16 protein-coding genes and 3 tRNA genes are annotated in these 26,118 nt (G+C 64.2%); 12 read left to right on the forward strand and 7 right to left on the reverse strand.

What is annotated here, in order from left to right:
- Nucleotides 1-49 precede the first annotated feature (49 nt).
- The 4 genes from ACBG85_RS18235 (at nucleotide 50) to lysA (ending at nucleotide 4,992) form a co-directional block, all read left to right on the forward strand.
- Nucleotides 50-2,080, forward strand: coding sequence for an NADPH-dependent 2,4-dienoyl-CoA reductase (locus tag ACBG85_RS18235; protein ID WP_007733329.1), 2,031 nt, complete (start codon nucleotides 50-52; stop codon nucleotides 2,078-2,080).
- A 19-nt stretch (nucleotides 2,081-2,099) separates the two neighbouring features.
- Nucleotides 2,100-2,903, forward strand: a complete 804-nt coding sequence (cmrA, locus tag ACBG85_RS18240; RefSeq protein WP_007733327.1) for a mycolate reductase — start codon at nucleotides 2,100-2,102, stop codon at nucleotides 2,901-2,903.
- A 172-nt stretch (nucleotides 2,904-3,075) separates the two neighbouring features.
- Complete coding sequence (locus tag ACBG85_RS18245) at nucleotides 3,076-3,513, forward strand: hypothetical protein (RefSeq protein WP_372024235.1); 438 nt, start codon at nucleotides 3,076-3,078, stop codon at nucleotides 3,511-3,513.
- Between the two features lie 135 nt (nucleotides 3,514-3,648).
- Nucleotides 3,649-4,992 carry a diaminopimelate decarboxylase gene (gene lysA / locus ACBG85_RS18250; RefSeq protein WP_054187164.1) on the forward strand — a complete coding sequence of 448 codons (1,344 nt, stop codon included), beginning with the start codon at nucleotides 3,649-3,651 and terminating at the stop codon, nucleotides 4,990-4,992.
- Nucleotides 4,993-5,011: 19 nt separating this feature from the next.
- On the opposite strand, the gene ACBG85_RS18255 is transcribed toward lysA, so the two are convergent.
- On the reverse strand, nucleotides 5,012-6,751 hold the full coding sequence (locus ACBG85_RS18255; RefSeq protein WP_372024238.1) for a helicase HerA-like domain-containing protein: 1,740 nt from the start codon (nucleotides 6,749-6,751) through the stop codon (nucleotides 5,012-5,014).
- A 120-nt stretch (nucleotides 6,752-6,871) separates the two neighbouring features.
- On the opposite strand from ACBG85_RS18255, the gene orn reads away from it, so the two are divergent.
- Together orn and ACBG85_RS18265 are read left to right on the forward strand one after the other, a co-directional pair.
- Entirely contained in the window at nucleotides 6,872-7,471 is a 600-nt protein-coding gene (gene orn / locus ACBG85_RS18260) for an oligoribonuclease (RefSeq protein ID WP_024487359.1), read from the forward strand.
- 84 nt (nucleotides 7,472-7,555) lie between these two features.
- Nucleotides 7,556-7,628, forward strand: a tRNA-His gene (locus ACBG85_RS18265).
- A 292-nt stretch (nucleotides 7,629-7,920) separates the two neighbouring features.
- On the opposite strand, the gene ACBG85_RS18270 is transcribed toward ACBG85_RS18265, so the two are convergent.
- Nucleotides 7,921-8,331 (reverse strand): MerR family transcriptional regulator, encoded by a 411-nt coding sequence (locus ACBG85_RS18270; protein WP_372024241.1) that lies wholly within the window; start codon nucleotides 8,329-8,331, stop codon nucleotides 7,921-7,923.
- Between the two features lie 55 nt (nucleotides 8,332-8,386).
- Here ACBG85_RS18270 and ACBG85_RS18275 point away from each other — a divergent pair, with 55 nt between their 5' ends.
- Nucleotides 8,387-9,349, forward strand: coding sequence for an oxidoreductase (locus tag ACBG85_RS18275; RefSeq protein WP_372024244.1), 963 nt, complete (start codon nucleotides 8,387-8,389; stop codon nucleotides 9,347-9,349).
- A gap of 134 nt (nucleotides 9,350-9,483) precedes the next feature.
- Here the strand turns inward: ACBG85_RS18275 and ACBG85_RS18280 are convergent, their stop codons facing one another.
- Nucleotides 9,484-10,653 (reverse strand): Ig-like domain-containing protein, encoded by a 1,170-nt coding sequence (locus ACBG85_RS18280; RefSeq protein WP_125052658.1) that lies wholly within the window; start codon nucleotides 10,651-10,653, stop codon nucleotides 9,484-9,486.
- Between the two features lie 368 nt (nucleotides 10,654-11,021).
- Here ACBG85_RS18280 and ACBG85_RS18285 point away from each other — a divergent pair.
- The 3 genes from ACBG85_RS18285 to ACBG85_RS18295 all read left to right on the forward strand — a co-directional run bounded on the left by ACBG85_RS18285 (nucleotide 11,022) and on the right by ACBG85_RS18295 (nucleotide 12,802).
- Nucleotides 11,022-11,094: transfer RNA gene (locus tag ACBG85_RS18285), tRNA-Lys, on the forward strand.
- 111 nt (nucleotides 11,095-11,205) lie between these two features.
- Nucleotides 11,206-12,636, forward strand: a complete 1,431-nt coding sequence (locus ACBG85_RS18290; protein ID WP_372024248.1) for an amidase — start codon at nucleotides 11,206-11,208, stop codon at nucleotides 12,634-12,636.
- Nucleotides 12,637-12,729: 93 nt separating this feature from the next.
- Nucleotides 12,730-12,802: transfer RNA gene (locus tag ACBG85_RS18295), tRNA-Lys, on the forward strand.
- 66 nt (nucleotides 12,803-12,868) lie between these two features.
- Here the strand turns inward: ACBG85_RS18295 and ACBG85_RS18300 are convergent.
- Complete coding sequence (locus ACBG85_RS18300) at nucleotides 12,869-13,090, reverse strand: DUF3618 domain-containing protein (protein ID WP_003945299.1); 222 nt, start codon at nucleotides 13,088-13,090, stop codon at nucleotides 12,869-12,871.
- 145 nt (nucleotides 13,091-13,235) lie between these two features.
- Here ACBG85_RS18300 and bcp point away from each other — a divergent pair, with 145 nt between their 5' ends.
- Nucleotides 13,236-13,709, forward strand: coding sequence for a thioredoxin-dependent thiol peroxidase (gene bcp / locus ACBG85_RS18305; protein ID WP_007733290.1), 474 nt, complete (start codon nucleotides 13,236-13,238; stop codon nucleotides 13,707-13,709).
- Here the strand turns inward: bcp and ACBG85_RS18310 are convergent.
- Nucleotides 13,706-15,055 carry a dipeptidase gene (locus tag ACBG85_RS18310; protein WP_372024253.1) on the reverse strand — a complete coding sequence of 450 codons (1,350 nt, stop codon included), beginning with the start codon at nucleotides 15,053-15,055 and terminating at the stop codon, nucleotides 13,706-13,708. The genes bcp and ACBG85_RS18310 overlap by 4 nt on opposite strands.
- Before the next feature lie 290 nt (nucleotides 15,056-15,345).
- Between ACBG85_RS18310 and ACBG85_RS18315 the strand changes: the two genes are divergently transcribed.
- Complete coding sequence (locus tag ACBG85_RS18315; RefSeq protein ID WP_372024256.1) at nucleotides 15,346-16,047, forward strand: TetR/AcrR family transcriptional regulator; 702 nt, start codon at nucleotides 15,346-15,348, stop codon at nucleotides 16,045-16,047.
- Between the two features lie 58 nt (nucleotides 16,048-16,105).
- On the opposite strand, the gene ACBG85_RS18320 is transcribed toward ACBG85_RS18315, so the two are convergent.
- Nucleotides 16,106-16,504, reverse strand: a complete 399-nt coding sequence (locus tag ACBG85_RS18320) for a holo-ACP synthase (RefSeq protein WP_003945362.1) — start codon at nucleotides 16,502-16,504, stop codon at nucleotides 16,106-16,108.
- Between the two features lie 10 nt (nucleotides 16,505-16,514).
- Nucleotides 16,515-25,826: a fatty acid synthase subunit beta domain-containing protein gene (locus ACBG85_RS18325; RefSeq protein ID WP_372024259.1), complete on the reverse strand. Its 9,312-nt coding sequence runs from the start codon at nucleotides 25,824-25,826 to the stop codon at nucleotides 16,515-16,517.
- Nucleotides 25,827-26,118: the final 292 nt, after the last annotated feature.

Raw genomic sequence — 26,118 nt, forward strand, 5'->3', positions numbered from 1 at the left:
CCGCCACCGAAGACACTGGCGAGTACGCCACGGAAGGACATCTTCAGTCATGACGGATACACAGTTCCCCCGCCTGCTCGAACCGCTCGACCTCGGATTCACGACGCTGAAGAACCGCGTCGTCATGGGATCGATCCACACCGGCCTCGAAGATCGCGCGAAGGACACCGACCGCTTGGCCGAGTACTTCGCCGAACGTGCCCGTGGCGGAGTCGGCTTGATCATCACCGGCGGCTACGCGCCCAACCGCACCGGTTGGCTCTTACCCTTCGGCGCCAAGCTGACCAACCGCATCGAAGCGCGCCGTCACCGCCGGATCACCAAGGCGGTTCACGACGCGGGTGGAAAGATCGCCATGCAGATCCTGCACGCCGGTCGCTACAGCTACCAGCCGTTCAGTGTCTCCGCGTCGTCGATCAAGGCCCCCATCAATCCGTTCCGTCCGCGCAAGCTGACCGGCCGTGGGGTGCGTTGGCAGATCCGCAACTACGTTCGCTGCGCGCGTCTGGCCAAGTCCGCGGGTTACGACGGCGTCGAAATCATGGGCGGTGAGGGCTACTTCATCAACCAGTTCCTCTGCGAGCGCACGAACAAGCGCACCGACCAGTGGGGCGGCAGTTCCGAGAACCGTCGACGCATGGCAGTCGAAATCGTGCGACGCACACGCAAGGCCGTCGGCCCGAACTTCATCATCGTGTTCCGGTTGTCGATGGCAGACCTGGTCGAGGGCGGTCAGACCTGGGATGAAATCGTCTCGTTGGCAAAGGAAGTCGAAGCTGCCGGCGCCACGATCATCAACACCGACATCGGATGGCACGAGTCACGGGTGCCCACCATCGTCACCTCGGTTCCCCGAGCAGCCTTCGTGGACATCACGAGCAAGCTCGAGAAGCACGTCGACATTCCGGTAGCCGCCTCGAATCGGATCAACATGCCCGAGACTGCCGAAGAGATCCTCAACCGCGGTGACGCGCAGTTGATTTCGATGGCCAGGCCGATGCTCGCCGATCCCGACTGGGTGAACAAGGCAGAACGCGGAGCGTCCGACGAGATCAACACGTGCATTGCCTGCAACCAAGCCTGCCTCGACCACGCCTTCGTTCACAAGCAGGTCTCCTGCCTGCTCAATCCGCGCGCGGGCCGTGAGACCACGCTGATCCTCTCCCCCACTCGGCGGACCAAGAATCTCGCCGTCGTCGGCGCCGGTCCTGCCGGACTTTCCGCAGCACTCAATCTTGCTCAGCGTGGTCATTCGGTCACGTTGTTCGAGGCCTCGGACAAGATCGGCGGGCAATTCGGGATCGCACAGCTCATTCCGGGTAAGGAAGAGTTCGCCGAGACCATTCGCTACTACACCCGCATGCTGGACGTGGCCGGAGTGACGGTCAAGCTCGAAACCCGCGTCGCACCGGCAGATCTCATCGGCTCCTTCGACGAAGTCGTGGTTGCCACCGGCGTGACGCCGCGGGTTCCCAAGATCCCCGGCATCGAGAACCCGAAGGTGCTGACCTACGCCGAGGTCGTCCGAGAGGGCAAGCCCGTCGGCAAGTCCGTCGCCGTCATCGGTGCCGGCGGCATCGGCGTCGACGTGAGCGAATTCCTCACGCACCCCACTTCCCCCACTCTTCATCTCAAGGAGTGGAAGCAGGAATGGGGCGTCACCGAGCCCGAAATGGCCCCGGGCGCTCTCACCACTCCGGTACCAGAGCTCTCCGAGCGGGAGGTCTATCTCCTCCAACGCAAGCCAGGACGCATCGGCGCCGGCCTCGCGAAGACCACCGGCTGGGTCCACCGGGCGGCCCTCAAGAACAAGGGCGTCCACGAGCTCTCGGGCGTCAACTACGAGCGCATCGACGACGCCGGCCTGCATATCACCTTCGGTGAGAAGCACGAGAAGCCCCGACTTCTCGAGGTCGACACCATCGTCATCTGCGCCGGGCAGGAGTCGGTTCGCGATCTCGTGGACGAACTGACCGTCGCGGGTGTGGTGACCCACATCATCGGCGGCGCGGATGTCGCTGGCGAACTCGACGCCAAGCGTGCCATCGAACAGGGCACACGACTGGCCGCGAAGATCTGACCGGCTACGCTGACTGATCGTGAGCCTGCCGACACCCACAACCACAGCCCGCGCCGTAGTGACCGGCGCCTCCTCCGGCATCGGAGAGGCACTGGCCGCTGATCTGGCATCACGCGGACACTCCCTGATCCTCGTTGCCCGTCGTGGCGAGGTCATGGAGGCCCTCGCCGAGAAGCTTCGCGCCGCGCACGGCGTCGAGGTGGAGGTCCGTGCATCGGACCTCTCCGACAGCGCGGCGCGTGCCGTTCTGGTCGAGGAACTCGGTGGCCGCGACATCAGCATCCTGTGCAACAACGCCGGTATCGCCACCTTCGGGCCGATCGCCGAGCTGGACCCGGCCTACGAGCGCGACCAGGTCGAGCTCAACGCCGTTGCAGTGCACGATCTCACGCTGGCCGTGCTGCCCGGCATGCTCGCGCGCAAGTCCGGAGCCATCCTGATGGTCGGGTCCGCGGCCGGCAACATGCCGATCCCCAACAACGCGACGTACGCAGCCACCAAGGCGTTCGTGAACACCTTTGCGGAATCGTTGCGAGGTGAACTCAAGGGCACCGGAGTGAACGTCACCCTGCTCGCCCCAGGCCCCGTACGCACCGAAACCCCGGACCCGGCCGAAGCGTCGATCGTCGACAAGCTCGTCCCGGACTTCTTCTGGATCTCGAGCGAGTACACCGCCAAGGTCTCGCTCGACGGCCTGGCCGAGAACAAGATGCGCGTCGTACCGGGCATCTTGAGCAAGGCGATGTCCGTCGCGGGCGGTTACAGCCCGCGTGCCGTCGTTGCGCCGATCGTGGGCACGTTCTACAAGAAGCTTGGCGGCTGATTCACTCAAACTTCTCAGAGCAGGCCATAGCAGACCATATAGTCGGTTAATGGCGATGCGAAGAACACTGGCAGTCGGGGCAATCCTTCTTTTGACCGGAGGGTTGCCCTTACTGCTGCCCACGGCAGCGAATGCATGTTCGTGCGCATCATCGGCTACCCCGGAAGAAGCCGTGAGCGTCTCCAGCACCGTTTTCCTCGGGACTCCGACGGAGAAAACTTCGGACGGGCTCGAGGACACCTACCTGTTCGACGTCAGCCGGGTCTACAAGGGCGATCTGGCATCGGTGACGTCGGTGGGGACACTCGCGAACGGGAACGGTTGTGGCACAAGCTACGTGCTCGGCACCGAGCAGCTGATGTTCGTTTCTGCGCCGTACGACGTCGACGCCGAGCACGAGGGGCACAGCTGCGGGCCGGCTACCGAAACCGGGTTCGACATCCAAGCGGCGGTCGAGTCCGTGTACGGCGCCGGTTACGCCCCGAGTGCCGGCGGAACTCCGTCCGTTGGTGTGTCCGCCGACCGATCGACGGTCATCGGCGGAGGCGCCGCGGTGGCATTGCTCGCGGTGCTCGGTTGGTTCGGATGGAAGCGCCGGCGAGCACAGTAAGTCGAGGACGTCAGAGCCGCGTCAACCTCGTTCGGCGGCGCGTCAAGTAAGCGTCAAGATCCGCCCCACCGGTGATCTTCGGGAGTAGATCTGAAAGTAGCCCGCAACACGGCGGGTCACCTTCAGGAGATCGACGTGACGCTACTCGAAATCTTCCCCTCCCTACGCGGCGCAATGACACCGCGTATGGATCCTGCGTTGTGGCCCATCAGTACTCGCCACGACCACAGCGGGCGTGTCTGCATCGGCGACGTCTCCCTCGAAGAGATCGCGGACCAGTACGGCACACCGACGTACGTCGTCGACGAGGCGGACGTGCGGCACCGCTGCCGCACGTATCGAGAGATCTTCCCCGACTCGGAGATCGTGTACGCCGGCAAGGCACTGATGATTCGAGCGATGGCTACCTGGGTCTCCGACGAGGGACTCGGGGTGGATGTCTGTTCCGCCGGTGAACTCGCCGTCGCGCTTGCCGCGGGCGTGGACCCCCACCGAATCATCCTGCACGGCAATGCCAAATCGGTTTCCGAACTGAGGGCGGCGGTCAACGCGGGTGTCGGCCGGATCGTCCTCGACTCCCCCAGCGAAGCGGTACGGCTCGCGTCGGTGTGCACCCACCGACAGAAGGTGTTGGTCAGAGTCACACCCGGCATCGACATACACGGACACAAGGCAGTGTCCACGGGCATCGTGGACCAAAAGTTCGGCCTACCAGCGTTTTCCGAAGAACTGGAACATACGGTATCCGTCGTCGCCAACGCGACGCACCTGCAGCTCATCGGCCTGCATTGCCATCTCGGCTCCCAGATCACCGATCCCGAACTCTTCCGCCCCGCGATCGAGACGATGATCGCACAGATGGACGACATACGACGCACGCATCGAATCATCCTCACCGAACTCGATCTCGGCGGTGGCCATGGGATCGCCTACGTGCCGGGAGATGCCCAATTGGATCTGACCCGCCTCGCTCACGTCATCGACGAAACTCTCGACGACGCGTGCACCCGAAACCGCTTCCCTCGCCCCGAAATCGTGCTCGAGCCTGGCCGAGCGATCGCTGCGCGGGCCGGAGTCACGCTCTATCGCGTACAGAACATCAAGTCGATCAGCGGGGGACGAACCTTCGTCTCCGTCGACGGCGGGATGAGCGACAACCCTCGGGTGTCGTTGTACGACAGCCACTACGACGTCGAACTGGTGAACCGACATTCGCGCGCACCGCTCCAGGAAGTCACCGTCGCCGGGCGACACTGCGAATCGGGCGACGAAATTGCCGTCGGAGCAAGGCTTCCCGCCGACCTACATGAAGGTGACCTGTTGGCAGTGCCGTGTACGGGCGCATACCACCACAGCATGGCCTCCACCTACAACAGCGTCGGCCGGCCGCCGGTCGTCGCCGTGCTGGGCGGGATTGCGCGGCCGTTGATCAGGCGCGAATCGATCAACGACCTGCTGGCCCGCGAGGTCGGCATCTGACCTCGCGGGCGCCTGAGCCTCAGCGCCTGCGGCGACTACCGGTGCCGAAGATGTTTCGCGAAATCTCGCGTCCCGCAGCCGAAGCCGCCGAGCGCAGGAAACTCTTGACAGCCGAGTTGCCCAAGATCTGCTCGGCGATGTTGGGGCCCTCCGGCTCGGCCGGCGGCGGTGGCGGCAGATCGGGCAGCGACGGAAGATCCAGGGACTGATCCGCTGTCGGAGCACCGGCCACCTTGGCCGTCAGCTTCTCGTACGCCGACTCGCGGTCGATGGTCTGGCCGTACTTCTGATTCAGCGGACTCGACGACGCGGCCGCCTTGATCGCGTCGTTGCCGATGGTGTCCATCAGCGACCTCGGCGGACGAATCTTGGTCCAGGCCACCGGCGTCGGCGCACCCTTTTCCGAGAGTACGGTCACGATGGCTTCACCGATGCCGAGTGAAGTCAGTGCCTTTTCCAGGTCGTAGTGCTCGGTCTTCGGGTACGTGCGGACGGTCTTGTTGAGGGCTTTCTGATCGTCGGGCGTGAAGGCACGCAGGGCGTGCTGAACCCGCGCACCCAACTGTGACAGCACCGAATTCGGAATGTCGGTCGGAAGTTGCGTGCAGAAGAACACGCCGACGCCCTTGGAACGAATGAGCTTGACCGTCTGTTCGACCTGCTGCAGGAAGGCCTTCGACGCGTCCGCGAACAGAAGGTGCGCCTCGTCGAAGATGAACACGAGCTTCGGCTTGTCCAGATCTCCCTCTTCGGGCAGCGTCTGGAACAGGTCCGCGAGCACCCACATCAGGAAGGTGGAGAACATTGCCGGGCGCGCCGCCTGGGCACCGAGTTCGAACAGCGTGATCACACCGGCACCGCCGACGACACGCAGCAGATCCTCGGTTTCGAGTTCTGGTTCACCGAAGAAGGTGTCACCACCATCTGCTTCGAGGTTGACCAACGCGCGCAGAATCACTCCCGCCGTCGCCGAGGAAACTCCGCCGATACCCTTCAGATCGGCCTTGCCCTCAGCGCTTGTCAGGTGGGCAATGACCGAACGCAGATCCTTGAGGTCCAGCAGGGCGAGGCCCTGAGTGTCGGCCCAGTGGAAGATCAGCCCGAGTGTCGATTCCTGAGTCTCGTTGAGGCCCAACACTTTACTGAGCAGGATCGGCCCGAAACTGGTGATGGTCGCGCGCACCGGGATACCGATTCCGTCAGTACCCAACGACAAGAACTCGACTGGCATCCCAGCGGGAGTCCACGAATCGTCGCCCGTCTCGACTGCGCGAGACTTCATCTTCTCGCTCGGATCCCCCGCCTTCGACAGACCCGAGAGATCGCCCTTGACGTCGGCCATCACAACCGGCACACCCGCGGCGGACAGCTGCTCGGCGATGCCCTGCAACGTCTTGGTCTTGCCGGTACCCGTCGCACCGGCGATCAGACCGTGACGGTTGATCGTCGCCAACGGAATCCGCACCCGCGCGGTGGGATCTGCCACACCGTCGATCACCACCGAGCCGAGCTCGAGTGCCCGCCCCTCGGATGAATAGCCCGCCGCGATTTCAGCGGCAGCACCCGAGGGCGCCTGAGCAGCGGGGGTGGCTTCGGCCGATGCTTCGGCCTCAGCGGCAGCCGCTTCCTTCTCTGCTTCCTCAGCTGCTGCAGCGGCTTCAGCTGCAATCCGAGCGGCTTCGGCAGCGGCAGCCTTGGCAGCTTTCGCCTTCTCCGCCGGCGTCAGCGGCGCTGCTCCGTCCTTCGGATCCACGGTCATCGAAAAGCCCTCCTCGTTGCAATGCGGCGAAGTTCTTGTCATCACCCGAACGCCGTCTCACACACGTCGAGTTTCCACCGCAGACCTTATCCCGCGCCCGCGCGCACTACTGTGTTCCTGGTGCAGGACAAATTGGTATGGATCGATTGCGAAATGACCGGGCTGCGACTCGAGTCGGACAAACTCATCGAGATTGCGGCTCTGGTGACCGACAGCGACTTGAACATCTTGGGCGAAGGTGTGGACATCGTCATCCACGCCGACGACGACGCGTTGGCTGCAATGCCCGACGTCGTGAAGAAGATGCACGCAAAGTCGGGACTGACCGAAGAGGTTCGTAAGTCGACGGTCACCCTCGCCGAGGCGGAGAAAGAGGTGCTCGCGTACATCCGCAAGCACGTTCCCGTCGCCGGTACGGCTCCCTTGGCGGGTAATTCAATCGCCACCGACCGCGGATTCATCTCACGGGACATGACGGCACTGGACACATACCTGCACTACCGGATGATCGACGTCAGCTCCATCAAAGAACTCTCCCGCCGCTGGTACCCGCGAATCTACTTCGGCCAGCCCGAAAAAGGTCTCGCCCACCGGGCACTCGCCGACATCAAGGAATCCATCCGCGAACTCAAGTACTACCGCGGCACTGCATTCGTCGCGGCGCCCGGACCGTCGAGCGCGGAGATCGCAGCCGTCGTAGAGGGCTTGGGTCCCGCCTGACCTGCCGATTGGCTTCCTGACCGACTTTCGCGCTAGTATCTCTTTCGTCAAAGCAGCCGGGTCAAACCGGTGGCCGAGGCAATGGTGGGCGTAGTTCAGTTGGTAGAGCACCAGGTTGTGATCCTGGCTGTCGCGGGTTCGAGTCCCGTCGCTCACCCAAGCGGAACCCCCGAAGATGTCGAAAGACATTTTCGGGGGTTCTTTTGGTTTGTGCGCCAGCCCCAATCTCCCCTTCCACAGCCGGGTGAACGTATCGCTCCCCTTCTCTGACGGGGGCAGCGATACGTTCACCCGAAGTGGGTGGGGTGGCGACCGCGACAAATCGCGCGCTCCCGAGCAACCCGTGCCCGGGCCGAGCGAACGTACCTCTCGTCGCCTCAGATAGACCGAAAGCCACTTTCGCTCACATCGGGGTAGCTGGAATTCGCCGCAAATGGCCCAGCCGTCGATCACTCGGGCGACGGTTCCGGCTCCCAGACACCTACGACGGTCCCCTCGCGAACATGTCGCTCGTACGCCGAAACCTTGTCGTGGATGACGTTCAGGTTGTCCTGCATCGCAGCGATCCTGGATCGAATCAACTCCTCATGCGACTGTAAAAGTGAAAGCCGCTCCTTCTCGTTTCCTGGACCTGACCTGACCAGAGCGGCGAATTCGCGGATCGTGGCGATCGGCATACCCGAGTCTCGGAAGCGATTACACAGCTTCAACCAAGCGACATCGCTTTCGGAGTACACCCGACGCCCACCTGCCGAGCGCGCCACCTCGTGAACGAGCAATTCCTCACGTTCGAAGTATCGAAGGGAATCGATACTGATTCCGGTCTGGACAGCGACGTCACCGATTGACATTTCGCGCATTGCCTGGCGACCTTTCCTTGACCTGGAGTGCACTCCAGATTTTACGGTCGCAGCCATGAATTCCATCCAGCGCAAAATCAACACCGGATACTCCCGAGTCTCCACTGCCGACGACGTACTTGCCGGACAAGATTTAACCGGCACAACTGCTTTGGTCACTGGCGGGTACTCCGGACTCGGATATGAGGTTTCGCAGTCACTTTCTTCGGTCGGGGCGCGAGTTGTAGTTCTTGCCCGCCGACCAGAACAGGCACGGAGCGCGGTGGCCGACATTCCGGGTATCGAAGTGCGAGCGTGCGACCTGTCGGACCCGAGCAGTGTCAGATCGTGTGCGCGAGAAATTCTCGAATCCCGGATCACTCCGGACATCATCATCTGCAATGCGGGGGTCATGGCCTGCCCGGAACTCCGTGTCGGCTCCGGATGGGAATCACAATTCGCGATCAATCACCTCGGGCACTTTGTACTGGTGAACCTGCTTGTGCCAGCCATGCCCGCAAACGGCTCTCGCGTAGTAGCGGTCTCGTCGGCGGGACATTTTCTGTCGGGAGTGCATTGGAATGACATACATTTCCGCAACGGTTACGACCGCTGGCTTGCGTACGGTCAAGCCAAGACTGCCAATGCTCTATTCGCTGTACAGCTGGCGAGCTCCGGTGCTTCACGCGGTATCAGTGCGTTCTCCGTCCATCCCGGGAGCATCCTCACTCCCCTTCAACGTCACTTCTCTGCATCGGAGAAACACGATCTCGGATGGACGACGTCGAATGGCGACGCCGTGCCGGGGTTCAAGACTCCCTCCCAGGGCGCCGCTACAACGGTGTGGGCAGCGACGGCACCGATACTCGCCGATCACTCCGGCGCGTACCTCCAGGACTGCAACATCGCGGACGTCGCGCAGACTGATGACATGAGCGTCGGCGGAGTGAAACCTTGGGCTACCGATCCCGCCGACGCACGCAGATTGTGGACACTGTCCGCTGAGATGACCGGAGTGGACGCGTTCGGTCGACGCTGACACCGAGCGAACGTACCTCCCGTCGCCTCAGATAGACCGAGAGGCACTTTCGCTCACAAAAGGCGTGCAGATACAGAAATGCCCCCAACCGGACGGTCGGGGGCATTCTGGCGTTCAGCGCTTCAGGAACGCACTCAGACGTCCGCGTTGCCGGTCTTCCAGACGCTCCAGGGAATGTTCCAGTCACCGAGGCCGTCGGTGCCGGAGAGAGTGCCGCCGACGGTGTTCTTGACGACGACGATGTCCCCACGCTTGGTGTTGTCGTAGACCCACTTGGCGTTGGACGGGCTCAGGTTGAGGCAGCCGTGACTTGTGTTGGAGTAGCCCTGCTGCCCGACCGACCACGGCGCCGAGTGGAAGAAGATACCGCTGTAGGACATTCGGGTCGCCCAGTCGACGGGGGTCTTGTAACCCTGCGCCGAGGTGACCGGGACGCCGTACGTGGACGAGTCCATGATCATGTTCGCGAAGCGGTCACCGATGATGTAGACGCCGTTGTCGGTAGGAGTGCTGTCCTTGCCCATGGAGGTGGGCATGGTCATGACAGTCTCACCGTTGACCTGGAAAGTGACCTGCTTGGTGTTGTCGTCCGCCGTGGCGATGACGGCATCACCGATGGTGAAGGAACTCTTGGCGTCTTCCTGCCCGAAGACGCCCTTGCCGAGATTGCGCCCGTACACGTTGACGCTCACGTCGACCTTGGTGCCCGGTGCCCAGTAGTTCTCCGGACGCCAACGGACCTCACGATTGTTGACCCAGTAGAACGCACCTTCGACGGCCGGAGTCGTGGTGACGGTGATCGCGGCTTCGGCAGCCTTGCGATCTGGGATGTTCTCGTCGAACTGCACCGCGATGGGCTGACCGATGCCGACCACGTCACCCTCGTTGGGCAAGACGTACGGCTTGGTGACGTTGCCGGGTGCGCTGGTGGTGAAGGACGTGACCGTCGTACTTGCGCCACCCAATCCGAATGCGCGGGCCTCGATTTTGTACTTGCGGTTGTAGCCGAGTGGCTCGGTGGTGGTCCACGACGCACCGTCGGCAGCAATCGCGCCGGCAACTGCCTTGCCGTCCTGATTGACCATCGTCACGTCGGACAGAGCGCCGTCAGCGACGTTGATCTTGACCGGGTCGCCCGGCGAGAAGCCGACAGCGCCGTCGGCAGCGGTCGAGGTGAGCTTCGGCTTGATGAGTTCGGTGAGCGGATTGGAATCGATCGGCGCCGACCCTTCGGTACTGACGTCCTTGCCGCCCGACGTGCACGCGGTCATCAGAACGAGAGCACCGAGAGACGCCGCGATCATCGCCGCGCCCTTCGACGCTCGACCGTTCCCCCCGCGCACGGACAGACCCCACCTTTGACGACTCATCGTTCGACTCCGCTTCACAATTTCTCCGACTAACTTCCGCGTCACATGCGAATCCCACTTACCGGAAGGCAAGTGGGACTTGCGGTATGACTGCGCTGCACCAATGATGCCAGGCGCGCTCGTTACCAACGGTCATGAAAGGCCACGCCGTCAGTAACGTTCAAGTATCAATCGCTCCGAACCGTCCGTTTTGTTACCGCTTTCAGCGGATTTCCTCCGATCGGACTACAGCGGTGACGCCTCCACCTGGCGATTTGCTCCCGAACCGGCGATTCGGCTAATGTTCTGTCTCGCAAGAGCGAGCGCCTATAGCTCAGTTGGTAGAGCAAGTGACTCTTAATCACTGGGTCCGGGGTTCGAGTCCCTGTGGGCGCACTTGCAAAGGTCCCCACCTTCTTCGGAAGGTGGGGATTTTTCTTTGTGTCGTGGTGAACAGGTTGTGGTGAATAGACTTCACAGTTATCGGAACCACGGCCTGGAGGATTGATGACCGAGCGCGAAACCACACCGGGCAGCGAGCTGGCATTTGCCGGGGTTGCGGGTCAGGCCGCTCTGATCCGGTCCGGAGAAATATCGGCCCGCGAGCTCACCGAGAACACACTTCGCCGTATCGAACGCCTCGATTCGACGCTCAATGCTTTTGTGCGAGTTCTCGCAGACGAAGCGCTCGACGAAGCGACACGTCTCGATCAGCGCCAGGCCGACGGCCACAGCCTGGGCCCACTGCACGGAGTCCCGATCGCGATCAAGGACGAGAACGACGTCGCCGGAACGCCCACGACTTACGGCGGTGCGGCAGCAACTCGCATCGCCTCCGCTGACTCGGAGGTCGTTCGCCGTTTGCGCGACGCCGGCGCGGTGATCGTCGGCAAGACGACGATGCCCGAGTTCGGCATCTGGCCCTTCACCGAGACCGCCGCAAACGGCTACACCAGAAACCCTTGGGACACTGGCGTATCCACGGGCGGATCGAGCGGAGGATCTGCGTCGGCCGTCGCTTCGGGAATGGTCGCGGCGGCGATAGGCGGCGACGGCGGCGGTTCCATCCGACTGCCTTCGGCGTTCTGCGGGTTGTTCGGACTCAAACCGCAGCGCGGTCGGGTGAGCACCGCGCCGAACCGAAACCTCTGGCGCGGACTCGGCACACTAGGGCCTCTCACTCGTTCCGTCGAGGACAGCGCGCTCGTGTACGACGTGATCACCGGTACCACCGGGATCGACGACTACACAGCCGAAACGCTCCGCACCAGCTTTGCCGAGTCAGCCGCGTCGGCGCCCGCGCCACTTCGCATTGCAGTGTCCACTCGGAGTCCGGTCCGGGGCGTCCGCCCGTCCCCGGAGGTCGTTGCCGCGGTGCATTCGATCGCAGAGATGTTGAGCGCGTTGGGACATCACGTCGAAGAACACGATCCCGAGTACCCGGACGCAACTGCAGCATTTCTCCCGCAGGTACTCGGCGGCGTCCGCGACGAAGCACTGCGCGTCGATCATCCAGCGTTACTCGAGAAGCGCACACGAGCACTCGCGTCGATCGGCCGGATAGCCGCTCCCGCGCGCGTCGGGAAATTCGCTTACCGCAAAGGTGAGCGAATCGCAGCGACGGTCAACCAGGTCTTCGACACCTTCGACCTGGTCCTGATGCCGACCACGCCCGCGCTGCCACGCCCGATCGGACAACTCGAAGGAACCAGCCTTCTGTCAGCAGTCCGCAAGGCGTTGCCGATCGCCGCCTACTGTTCGATCTGGAATGTCTGCGGCAACCCGGCGGCCGCTGTGCCCGCCGGGTTCTCCGAACGCGGACTCCCCCTGAGCGTCCAACTGGTCGGGCGCAGCGGTGGTGAACCGACGATTCTCGCCGTCGCACAGCAGTTGGAAAGCACCGTCCGCTGGCCGGATTCGCACCCTCCACACTCGTGAATTCCGGAAGCGATGTAACCATCGTCACCACGATGAACACGCGTTTTGCAAACTCCTGAGCCTGTCGGCTAATGTTCTGTCTCGCAAGAGCGAGCGCCTATAGCTCAGTTGGTAGAGCAAGTGACTCTTAATCACTGGGTCCGGGGTTCGAGTCCCTGTGGGCGCACTTGCAAGAAGGCCCCCACCTCACCAGGTGGGGGCCTTCTTCATGTTCTGTCTTCGACAACTCGGGTCAGCGAATGATCTTCCGGACCACGAGTAGTCCCACCACTGAACCGACTGCGATCAGCGCGTACTTCACTGCCGGCTCGTTGAGCTTGGCGAGCACCGTCTTCTTGGTGTTCTCGACCAGCCGCTTCGGGTTGGTGCGGACCGTCAGTTCGTCGAGTGTGCTCGCGAGCTGGTTACGCGCCTTCTCGATCTCGCGTTCGATGCTCTCGGTGTCCCTGGGCACGTGTCCTCCAACTTGTCTGTGTTCTGCTGCTCTGTGTGCGGGTCTGCTGTGCGGACGCAGCGCGCCGACACTTCGCTCTACCGTAGAGGAGCAGAATGCCCTCGCGCCCACCTGCCGCGCAATTTCTCGACTAACCTCGATTCCCGTGACCGAGAACAGTAGATTGTCCGCCGGCGACGTCGCGCCGGATTTCACACTCCCAGACGCCGATGGCAACGAGGTTTCCCTTCACGATTACCGCGGCCGCAAGGTCATCGTGTACTTCTACCCGGCGGCCAGCACCCCTGGGTGCACCAAGCAGGCCTGCGACTTCCGTGACAGCCTCGCCGAGCTGAACGGCGCCGGCCTCGAAGTCATCGGAATCTCGCCGGACAAGCCCGCAAAACTCGCGAAGTTCCGCGATACCGAAGAGTTGACCTTCCCGCTGCTCTCCGATCCCGAGAAGGCGACGCTCGAAGCCTGGGGCGCGTTCGGTGAGAAGAAGATGTACGGCAAGACCGTCCAGGGCGTCATCCGCTCGACGTTCCTCGTCGACGAGGAAGGCAAGATCGAGGTGGCCCAGTACAACGTCCGGGCCACCGGCCACGTCGCCAAGCTACGACGCGATCTGTCGGTCTAACTCCCGTACCGGCTCAAGAACAGAGCCTCCGCGAAAGCGAGATTCTCGATCTCCGACGGGTCGACGCTTTCGTCGGGCGCATGAATGCGGCATTGCGGTTCCTCGACGCCGATCAACGCGATCTCCGCGTCGGGGAACTGCTCGGCCAGTGCACTGCACAGAGGTATCGATCCCCCTTGGCCGGCAAATCCGACTTCGCGGCCGTAGGCATCGGTGAGCGCGGACTTCAGCTGCGCGAAACCTGCACCCTCCGTCGAGGACGAGAACGGCGATCCCGTCGATTCCGGAACGACCTCGATGTGGACGCCCCACGGCGCCGCCGCGCGGAGGTGGTCCGTCAACAACTTCTGTGCCTGCGCCGGATCCGTGCCAGGCGGGACACGAAGATTCAGGCGCGCCGACGCGCGGGGCGTGATCGCCGCCGCCGAACCCACGACCGGCGGGCAGTCGATACCCAGGATGGTCAGCGCCGGACGAGCCCACACCTGCTCGGCAACCGAACCGGAACCAGTCAACTGCACCCCTTCGAGCACCCCGGCGTCGGAGCGGAACTGATCGCCGTCATAACTGACACCCGCCCACTCCTGATCGTTGGTCAAGCCTTCGACAGTGGTGTTTCCGGCGCTGTCGTGCAGCGTCGAGAGTATGTGCACCAGCGCGGTGATCGCATCGGGCGCCGGTCCACCGAAGACACCGGAGTGAATCTCACCCTCGAGCGTCGACACGTGGACCACAACGTTCGCGATCCCGCGCAATGACGTCGTGATCGTCGGCTCCCCGACTTCGGTGTTGCCGGTATCGGCGATCAGGATCATGTCGGCTGCAAAAAGTTCAGGCCGCTCTCGCACCAGATCCTCGAGACCGCCAGTGCCCATCTCCTCGGATCCTTCGGCGACGAACGTCAGGTGGGCGCTCGGATCCACACCGGCTGCGGCGAGCGCTCGCAGAGCTGTCAGATGCATGACGACGTTGCCCTTGCAGTCGGAAGCGCCCCGTCCGTACCACCGTCCGTCGCGCTCGGTGAGCGTGAAAGGCGGGGAGCCCCAGAGCTCTTCGTTTCCGGGCGGCTGAACGTCGTAGTGGCAGTACAGCAGAACGGTCGGAGCACCGCCCGGGCCTGGTCGACGCCCGACAACCGCGGCCGAACCGTCGGAGGTCTCGATCGCCTCGATATCGGCGAAACCCTCAGCCCGGAATGCCTCCAGGACCCAATGCGCAGCGGCCGCGCATTCTTCCGGCGGATACTGCCGTGCATCGGCGACGGACTTCATCGCCACAAGTGCACTCAGATCCTCACGGGCACGCGGCATGAGTTCACCTACCGCGGTTCGCAGTTCTTCCGTCATCGTCTCCCTCTCCTCGGCATCGAATCTCGGTGTGCCCGAAGAATCTCAGTCTGCCCGAATCGGACGTAGGCAGGCGCCAGGATCGCCGTTGCGCCACACCGCGCAGCAACCTCTTCGGCTACTGGACAGTTGGTCACCTAGTATCGAGGTGTGGCAACAGCATCGGGACTCGTGTGCGCGCACCTGCGCGGTGCGTTTCGACCGATCACGACCGCCGAAGTAGGTGGCCGATGACACCGGATAATGCACAAGTCCCAAATTCGACAGAAAACACCGATAGCCTGGAAGACGTGCAGCCCACGACTCGTCACCGCGCGCGGCGACGAGTCGACCCAGCACTGGAGAATCCCCAGAGCCTCGAAGAACCGCAGGAACTGCTGCCGCGCAAGCGTCCGACGCAAGAGCGCAGCCAGCGTAAATTCGACGCACTCCTGGCTGCGTCACGGGAACTCCTCACCGATGTCGGTTTCGAATCGTTCACCTGTGAAGAAGTCGCGGCACGTGCTGACGTCCCGATTGGGACGCTTTACCAGTTCTTCGCGAACAAGTACGTCATCGTGTGCGAATTGAACCGCCAGGACCTCGTCGGGGTCCAGCACGAGCTTGCTCAGTTCGGCGGCGAAGTACCCTCGCTCGACTGGTTGCGGTTCCTGAACAGTTTCGTCGATCACATGGCCGGGCTGTGGACGTCTGATCCGTCGCGCCGCGAGGTCTGGCTGGCGATGCAGTCGACGCCGTCCACGCGGGCAACCGGAGTCATTCACGAAAAGCAGTTCGCCGAGACCGTAGCGAAAATGCTCGGCCCGTTGACGCCTCGTACGCGGCGAGATCGTCGCCTGATGATGGCGGAAGTTCTTGTCCACGTGGTGTATTCGATGCTCAATTTCTCGGTTCAGGACGGCCAGTCGCATGCCGACGCCGTCGCCGAACTGAAAAGGTTGATGATCGCGTATCTCCTCGTCGCCGAGAAGGAATCCCGCATGAAGGACTAGTCGAACGACAAAGAGCCGGTCTCCCCTTGGGAGACCGGCTCTTTCGTGTCCGGCAGCGCTACTCCGGGTCGGATTCGATGACCGCGAAAGCGCCCGCCATGTCCCCGTCGTGCGTGAGCGAGATATGAATCTTCACTCCGGTCAGGTGTTTGGCCACGTCACCGCGAAGCCGGATGCCGGGGCGCCCCCAGGCGTCCGAGACGACCTCGATCTGATTGTGGATCATTTCCCCCAGCACCGGTGGGCCGGCGAAGAGAGCAGTTGACCATGCCTTGATCACTGCTTCCTTCGCAGCCCACCGGGCGGCGAAATGTCGTGCCGGTTCGGAGCTCCGGGTAGCGGCGTCTCGACGCTCGCCCGGTGTGAAGTTGTCGAGCATTGCCGTTCCCGGCCTGTTCAATTGCTCGGCGAACTCCGACACCGTCACGAGGTCGAAACCGATACCCAGAACTCCCATACCGTGACTACTACTTGCAGCCGGGCAGATTCGAGCGGTACACCTGGTCTGCGCCGAGTCGTGCGTCCTCGCTCAGCAGCATGTCCGCTTCGAGCTGACGCGACGCCTTGGCCGGCGTTCCGTCGGCACCGAGGCGACGATCCGCCGGGCGCTCGTAGAGGCTGTCGCCACCGCACATCGCCTTCGCGAGGCGACGCTGACCGTCGATCGTCCGCTGCTGGGCCGCAGCAACATAGGCGTCACGCTTGTCGGCCGGAACCGACTCGACGAATGCCTGCGGGTGCACGACTGCGATCAGTCCGGAGACGTGACCGAAGCCGAGGCTGGTCAGCAGGCCCGCGCGCAGCGGAAGATGCTCACCGAACTTGAGCGGCTGACGTGCCCACACGAGGTGCTCGAACTCGGCCATCTTGTCGTCGACGCAGTCGAGGCTGCGGTTCGGCGGGACGATGCCCTGGCTCAGTACCTGGCAGAGCCCGATCAGCTGGAAGGCTGCGGCACCACCCTTGGCGTGACCGGTCAGGCTCTTCTGCGAGACCACGAACATGGGCGCACCTTCACTGCGTCCCAATGCCCCGGCGAGGCGCTCGTGCAGCTCTGCCTCGTTGGGATCGTTGGCGGCAGTGGAGGTGTCGTGCTTGGAGATCACGGCGATATCGTCGGCGCTCACGCCGAGTGCGTTGAGCGAGAGTGCGAGCTGCGAATCCGCTCCCCCACGTCCGGCGCCCAGCGCTCCGAGTCCCGGTGCCGGGATCGAGGTGTGGACACCGTCGGCGAACGATCCGGCCCAGGCGACCACACCGAGGACGGGAAGACCCATCTCGAGTGCCAGGTCACCGCGAGCGAGGAGAATCGTTCCGCCACCGGCCGACTCGACGAATCCGCCGCGGCGACGATCGTTGGCCCGCGAGAAGCGGCGATCCTCGATGCCCTTGGCATGCATGTCCTCGGTCTTGGCAGTGGCCGACATGTCGCCGAAGCCGATGATGCCTTCCGTGCTCAGATCGTCGAACCCGCCGGCAACAACCAACTGCGCCTTGCCGAGTCGGATCTTGTCGACGCCTTCTTCGACGGATACCGCTGCCGTGGCGCAGGCGGCGACGGGGTGAACCATCGCGCCGTAACCGCCGACGTACGACTGAACGACGTGCGCTGCAATGACGTTCGGCAGCGCTTCCTGCAGGATGTCGTTCGGACGGTTCTCGCCGAGCAGCGTGTCGATGTACAGGCTCCTCATGGAGGTCATGCCGCCCATGCCGGTGCCCTGCGTGTTGGCGACCAGGCTCGGGTGTACCCAGCGGAGCAGTTCGCTCGGAGTGAAGCCGCCCGTCAGGAAGGCGTCCACCGTTGCGACGATGTTCCAGAGTCCGACGCGGTCGACCGAATCTGCCATGTCGGCGGGGATGCCCCACTTGGTGACGTCGAAGTTGGTCGGAATCTGACCGCCCACACTACGAGTCAGCTTCATCTTGCGCGGAACGCGGATCTCGGTGCCTGCGCGGCGGGTGACCGTCCAGTCTCCGGACTCGGCGGAAACCGTCGCCGTCGTGTTCTCCGGATCGGATTCGACGAAGGCCTGAGCCTCTGCCTCACTGCCGACCACGAAGCTCAGATCCTTGTCCAGGAACACGGAGGTGAGCAGCGGAGCGGTGTTGTCGATCATCGCGCCCTCGTCGACGTAGCGACGGATGCCGCAACGCTCGACGACTGCGTCGTGGTACTTGTCGGCGATTTCCGCCTCGGGTACCAGGTCACCGGATTCGACGTCGTACCAGCCCGGCTTGGGATCGTTCTCCCAGACGATGAGTCCGGTGTTCCACGCCAATTCGAGAACGCCTGCGGCAGAGAGCTGCTCGTCGACCTCCATCTCGAAGCGGGTACGCGAGGAACCGTAGGGTCCGAGCTCTCCGGCACCCACGATGACCACGAGGTCCGCGGGGGTGACGTCCAGTTCGGGCCAGCTCGGAGCCTTGACCGAGTCGTCGATGCGAGCCGGCGCGGGCAGCGCCAGGATGCTGGACTCGTCCACTACTTCGTCGACAGCCTCGGCGATCTCGGCCACCTCGGCAGCTTCCTTGGCCAGTGCGGCGAGGTCGAGGTTCGCCTCGGCGAGCCCACCGGTCAGGTCGACCTCGAGCGGAGCCTCGGCAGCAGCGCGCCGCGACTCGCGGGTTGCCGTCTTCAGCAGTTCGGTCGCCATCTCCTGGGTGGACCAGGTGCGGACGCCCGCAGCTTCGACTGCGTCGACGATCGGATCGTTGTGACCCATGAGTCCGGTTCCGCGAACCCAACCGATGACCGCATGTGCCAACGTGACCCGCTCGGCCCAGTTGCGCTCGGCCTTCCAGCGATTGACCACGGCGATCAGCGAAGCCTTGGCCTCGCCGTAAGCACCGTCGCCGCCGAACGTTCCGCGGTTCGGCGAACCGGGCAGCACCACGTGCAGGTGCGTGTCGACGTCGCTGTCGTAACCGATCTTCGACAGACCGCCGATGAGGCGCTCCACCGACCAGAGCAGCACGCGCATTTCCATTTCGGCGCGAGCGCCGGCGTCGGAGAGTTCGCCGCCGACACGGGGAGCTGCGAACGGGAAGAGCATCGTCGGCGTCATGGCCGGCTTGATGAGCTTCTTTGCGCCGCCTGCGTTCTCGGTGGCTTCGTTGCCGATCCAGTCGATCAGTGCGTCGACGTCGGTGTACGACGCCATGTTCGCGGGAACCACCCAGAGGGCTGCACCGGCGCGAGCGTACTCGCGGTACAGGTCGCGGTAGAAGCCGAGACGCTGACCGTCGAGCCGCGAGGTGGTCACGAATACCGTTGCGCCACCGGCAAGGAGCTTGCCCGTGACTGCTGCCGCGATGGAACCCTTGCTGGCGCCCGTCACTACTGCGACCTCGCCTGCCCACTCGGGTGCGTCGGATTCTGCCGCAGCAGCCGCATCAGCGATGCGGGTGTAGACCTCGGCGAGTGGGGTGCGGCCTTCGTCGGTTGCACGGGTGGCCCACCACTTCGCCTGTGCGGCGACGGTGGAGCCGGCACCGATGAAGTTCTCGACCGACAACGCGGTGTCACCGAGCCAAATGCGAGCGAGATCCTCACGCGCACTTGCCCAGCGGTCGTCGAGCAGCACTGCCTTCTGCGCGTCGAATGCCGGAGCAACCAGACGCGGCCAGTCGGAGCCGAGTTCAGCCGAGACCAGGTCGACCAGTTCGGTGTCCTCGACCGTCGTGACTGCTGTTTCTTCGTTCAGTCCGAGCTGCTCGAGCACCAGGCGTGCGGCCGAGGCCAGAACGCCGTTGCGACCGGTGATGTTCTCGGTGAACTCACCCAGAGCGGCTGCGTCGACAGTTCCGCCGCTTCCGCCGCCGGTAGCCGGCAACGAGACGCTGACTCCACGAGCAGACCCGACCGAGGCAACTGCGCTGTCGATGACTGCGTCCACTGCTGCAGCGTCGGCCAGTGCGCCGGAGCTCAGGCCACCGAGGTCGCCGCCGCGGATGCTGGCGCCGTCACGAGTACCGAGAGCCACTGCTGCGGTGACGTGGTGTGCCCAGCCGTCGCCCAGTTCCCAGACCTTCTTGACGCGGTCGGCGATGTAGCCGGGACGCTTGCCCGAGGGGCCGAAGACCTTGCGCAGGTGATCGTTGATCGAATCGGAGAGCACCGGTCCGAACGGCTTGTACGTACGGGCGAGCTTGTCGACGGTTGCCCCCAGGGAGCCCATGTCGGCGTCTGCGGCCCCGTCGATGGCACCGAGGGAGAGCTCGGAGCCGAGGTCGACCAGAAGCTGGTTGCGACGCGAGGAAACGCCGTCGCACAGTGCCTCGATCGTGTCCGCAGGGCCGACCTGATCGGGACGGAGCTTGGTCCACAGGCTGATCAGGACCTTCGTGGCGTCGGGCGCCTTGAAGGTGAGGTCGTCCGGACGCGGTCCACCCGAAGGTGCAGCCGGCGCGGCAGCGGCAACCGGAGCAGCGGCCGCGGCGGCCGGAGCAGCCTGCGCGGCAGGCGCTTCGATCTCGTCGTCGTCATCGACAGCGGGGTCGACGTCGGTGCCGTAGACGATCGCAGCTTCGCGCTCGACGTTGAGAACCTCGACCGGGTAGCCGAAGCGGCCCGGCAGCTTGAGGGTCTGCGACGCGAGGTTCGCGACGGTCGGGGCAGCGCCGAGACCGATCTCGACGAAGCGTTCGACCCCGAGCCCTCCTTCGGACTCGTCACCGAAGAGCAGGTCCTGCGTCTCGATCCAACGGACCGGGCTGGCGAACTGCCAAGCCAGCAGCTCGATCAGGATGATGCGGGACAACTCGTGAGTGCGCGTTGCGTAGCTGTCGAAGTCTGCGAGGACTTCCTGCAGCGGCTCGGACGGCACCAGGTCGGCGATTTCCTGAACGAAGTCACGACGCAGCGAGAACGGCTTCGGAACCAGGTTCGGGATGTAGCGGCCGATCAGGATGTCCGGATCGATGTCGTGCGGGAGCAAGTCCTGCAGGCACACGCGGAAGTCCGCCACGCCACCGCGAAGGACGGTGGAGTGGAACGGCACGTCGATGCCGGGAACCTGGATGTATGCCCGCTTGCCACCGAATTCTGCTCGGCGACGGTCGATTTCGACCTCGAGTGCGTCGAGACCGGCTACCGAGCCGGCAATGGCGTACTGGCTGCCGCGCAGGTTCAGGTTGACGATTTCGAGGAACTCACCGGAAGACTCGGCGACACCGGCGACGAAGCCCTGCACGTCGTCGTCGGAAACACCGATCTGCGACGGGCGGATAGCGGCCATGCGGTAGTCGGAGCGTCCGGCTTCGTCGCGGGGAACGAGCTGGTGCATGGCCGAGCCACGCTGGAAGACGACCTCGAGAAGCGCTTCGAGCGGGAAGACCTCGGCGACAGCGGCGAGTGCGTTGTACTCACCGACCGAGTGACCGGCCAGAAGCGAATCCTCGATGAAGGTTCCGGACTCGCGCAGCTCGGCAACCTGGGCAACACCGAGAACGGCCATGGCGACCTGGGTGAACTGGGTCAGGTGCAGGACACCGTCGGGATGCCTGTGCTCGACACCACGGGCCTTGACGGTCACCGGGTTGTCGCGCACGACAGCGAGAATCGAGAATCCGAGTGCCTTACGAGTGTGCTTGTCCGCGCGCTCCCAGACGTCGCGGGCGGCCTTGGAGCGTGCGCGAGCGTCGAGGCCCATGCCCGGGCGCTGAATGCCCTGGCCGGGGAAGGCGTAGACGGTCTTCGGCGCGGCGGTGCGGCCGGTGGCGACCATGACCAGTTCACCGTCGATGCGGCAGCCGACCTCGACGATTTCCGCGCCCTGGTCGATACCGACACGATCGACACGGACGTCGATCTCGGCGCCGGGTCGAACCATCCCGAGGAAGCGAGCGGTCCAGGCGGTCAGGCGGCGCGGCGGGACGCGGGTCTCGGCCGGGTCGACTGCGGTGACTACCTGCTGCGCTGCGGCGGAGAGCCACATGCCGTGCACGATCGGGGTTCCGAGGCCGGCCAGCAGAGCGGCGTTGTCGGAGGTGTGAATCGGGTTGTGGTCACCGGAAACCTGAGCGAAGGCGCCCATGCTGACCGGAGCGAGGATCTTCGCGTCACGGCGACGACGACGCGAGGTGTCGACAGCCGCATCGCTGATCGATCCACCGGCGCGAGCCGGGTCGGCGAGTTCGCCTGCACCGGTGCGTCCGCGGATCGCGAAACGCTCGGTCATGGTGACGACTGCGGGGGCGTCGAGGCCCTCGCCGAGCATGGCACCGACCTCGACCTTGACCTCGACGACACGACCGAGGTCGGTGTCGAGAACCGAGGCGACCTCGGCATTGACCACGAGAATGCTTGTCTCGGAGGGAAGTTCACCGACGAAGTCGACGGTGTGGTCGAGGTGGACCAGGTCGAGCATGCCTTCGATAACGGAAAGACTGTCGAGCTTGGCTGCGCCGAGGACTGCGAACACTGCAGGCCAGCATGCTCCGACGACGACGTCCGGAACAGCCTTGCCGCTGACACTGAGCGTGGTGGGCAGACCGGAACCGGTGACACCGGCGTGATCGGCGATTCGATCGGGAACCCACGCGACGTTGAGGCGAGCCTTGCCGTTCTTGACTGTCGGAAGTTCCTGTCCGGCAGCAACTGCCAGGAGCGCGGACATCGCACCTTCGGCATCGGCTTCGGTGACAACCGGAGCGCCGCCGTCGACGACGGACTCGGGGATCGTGATCGTGATGTCGACGGACTTGCCTGCCACCAACGGAACCGAAAGCAGCACGTGCGAGGAATCGACGACGGTCAGACTGGAACCGGTGGTGCCGTGAACTGCCTTGTCGGCAGACTCTGCACTCCACTCGTCGAGGTCGCCGAGACGACGGACGGGGTTCTGGGTCAGGCGGCCGGCCCACTGGAGGTCAGGAGCCGAGAGAACGGCGTCGAGAAGTCCGGGTGCGGAATCCTGGTGGCGACGGCTCGCGAGTGCCACCGGAGTGGTTCCGGCAGCAACCAATTCGTCGTAGGTCGCCTTCTCGAAGCGATCGAGCAGGTCACCGACCGGCTCGTCGACACGGGTGATGCCGGCGACGGCAACGGTGCCGGGGATGACGCAAACCTGATCGGCGGTGTAGCGGGGGTCGTGTGCCTGCCACAGGGAGTCGCTGCGCCACCAACGACGCACGTCACCGTCGACGACGGGAACGAAGTTGACCGGCTTGCCCGGCGTCTTGCACAGCGAGATGAAGAACGAGACGTCTGCGGGATGCAGAACGGTGGTCGAGTAGTCCGGGTACGACGCCTGCAGTGCGCAGATCGCAGCCTCGGGGCGCTCGAGGGTCTCGGCGTCAGCGAACAGCGTGGGGATCGGGCCGCGGTCGACCGGGTGCAGACGCGCCTCGGTGCGCTGGAGCATCTCGCCGAAGCGAGCACGCCAGGTGATGTCGAGCCACGGGCTCGACGTCGCCTCGACGATGGCGTCCTGAAGATCGGCGCCGCAGTCGAATTCCTTCGCCGCGTCGATGCCGACGGTCAGCTCGAGGTAGCGGCGCAGCCACTGTGCGTACGTCATGGTCTCGACGTCGCCGAAGTACGGCTTGGCGGTGACGTCGAGGGCGGCGATGATCTCGTCGCGGCGCTCGGCCACTGCCTCGGAATCGCCGGCAACCTCGTCGAGGAGGCGCCCGGTACGCGAAGCCGCGTTGTCGATCTCGTGGATGTCGGCACCGAGCTGGCTACGGCCGGAGGCCATTCCGCCTTCAGCGGTACCTGCACCGACCCAGTCCGGCGTACCGGGTGTGTCGACGAGGAGCTGCTTGACCTCGGGAGAAGTGGTGGCCTCGAGAGTCGCCATGGCTGCGGTGCCGACCAGGATGCCGTCGACGGGCATGGCCGGGAAACCGGCTGCGGCGGACCAGCGACCGGTCAGGTAATCGGCTGCGCGCTCGGGTGTTCCGATGCCGCCACCGACGCAGATGACCAGGTTCGGACGTGTACGCAGCTCGGCGTACGTGTCGAGGAGCAGGTCGTCGAGGTCTTCCCACGAGTGGTGTCCGCCGGCGCGGCCGCCTTCGATGTGGACGATGACCGGGAAATTCGGAACCTCGTTGGCGATGCGGATCACGGAGCGGATCTGCGCCACGGTGCCGGGCTTGAATGCAATGTTGGTGATGCCGATCTCGGACAACTCGTCGATGAGGGCAACAGCCTCTTCGAGTTCCGGGATACCGGCGGTGACGATGACGCCGTCGATGGGAGCACCGGCGGTACGGGCACGCTGCACGAGGCGCTTGCCACCGAGCTGCAGCTTCCACAGGTACGGGTCGAGGAACAGGGAGTTGAACTGGACCGCGCGGCCCGGCTCGAGCAGCATCTTCAGCTCTGCGACACGGTCTTCGAAGATTTCTTCGGTGACCTGCCCGCCACCGGCAAGCTCGGCCCAGTGACCGGCATTGGCTGCCGCGGCGACGATCTTGGCGTCGACCGTCGTCGGCGTCATACCTGCGAGCAGGATGGGTGAACGACCGGTCAGCTTCGTGAACGCGGTCTCGACGCCGATACGGCCGCCGGGAAGCGCAACGGGCTTCGGCGCGAACTCGGACCACGAACGTGAGACCTCAGGTGCTGCACCGGGGGTGAGCAGATTGCGGTGTCCGCCGCGGGTGGCTGCGGCAATGATGCCGATGCCCTGTCCACGCAGCGAAGAGGACGTCATACGGGTCAGCTGATCGCTGGGTCCGAGATCGAGAATCCACTTGGCGCCGGCGGAGATTGCGCCGTCGACAGCCTCGACCCAGTCGACCGGATCGACGAGGACACCCTGTGCAAGTTCACGCGCACGGTCCGCGTCGAGACCGCAACGGGTCGCCCAGCTGCCGACGAGTTCGACGGCCTCGGTCAATGCGGGGTGATGGAAGCCGATTTCGGTGTCGAGCGGATCGAAGGACGGCGCGAAGACGGAACCGCCACGCTTCTTACCCTCACGCTCGCGGGCTTCCTCGGCTTCGATCTGTTCACAACGCTCTTGCACGCGTGCCAGCTGAGCGGGCGGCCCGGCGAGAACGACGCGGCGACGGCCGTTGCGGATGGCGAGGACAGCCGCGCGCTCAGGCGCCACACCCTCGGCAAGCTCGGCGACGATGGCGGCGAGACGCTCGGGATCGACGCCCGAGACCGCAACCATCGGCTTCGCGGAGGCGCCGGCGATGACGCCGCGGCGACGGCCGACCAAGCTGGCAGCAGCACCGACTAGCTGTGCGACGGCGAGGAGTTCACCGTCGTCGTTGCCCTGCGCGGCTACGGCAGCCGTGGCCAGAAGGCCCTGCGAGTGGCCGATGACGGCAGCCGGCGGGTTACCGGCTACATCCAGGCCCTGAGCGGAGAGTGCACGCAACGCCGCAAGCTGCGTGAGGAAGACGCCGGGGAGTGACACCGGAGCTGCGGTGAGCGCGGCAGCGGAAGGCCCGGCCGACTTCTCACCTTCTTCTTCGTCGACGATCTCGGCTTCGAGCATCCACGCGATCGGATCGAATCCGACCGGGCGAACCACGAGGAGATCCTGTGCGACGGGCGCGAGGCGTGCTGCTGCGTCGTTGACCAGATCGGTCAGAACGGGCTCCAGTCCGTTGTCACGGCTGAGCTCCTCGAGCGAGGTGAGCCAGGGAGCGCCCTGTCCACCGAAAGCGATTGCGTAGGAAACGCCGTTGTTCAGCGAATCGACGAGGGCACCTTTGCTGGTCGTGCGGGACTGTCCCCCATCGACGCCGAAACGGCGTCCACCCTTCGAGTCGCGTCCGTTTCCTGTAGGTGTCGTGTCATCGATCGTCACGCGTACGTCCTCTCCTGGTCACCTCTGCGGCGAGGTGGGATTTGCGGTGTGCTGCCCGGCTGAAGTGCTCGCGAATTCGTCGAGAGAATCGACGGAGTCAGGGCGTTCGTGCAAGACAAGGTTTACACAGAATCATGAGGATTTCCTCACGTTTGTCGGCACCCTGGAAATCTGGACTTTCGGGGCCGTGATCTTCCTCACGAGACTTCGAGAAAGTGACTCGCGAGTAGGTCGCGAACGCCCTGCCTGGGACTGTTACCGGGATTTCCAGAAACCTGAGGAACCCCTCATA

Origin of the sequence: Rhodococcus sp. NyZ502, assembly GCF_041464245.1 — a bacterium.
In the GTDB taxonomy this organism is placed as follows: Bacteria; Actinomycetota; Actinomycetes; order Mycobacteriales; family Mycobacteriaceae; genus Rhodococcus_F; species Rhodococcus_F qingshengii.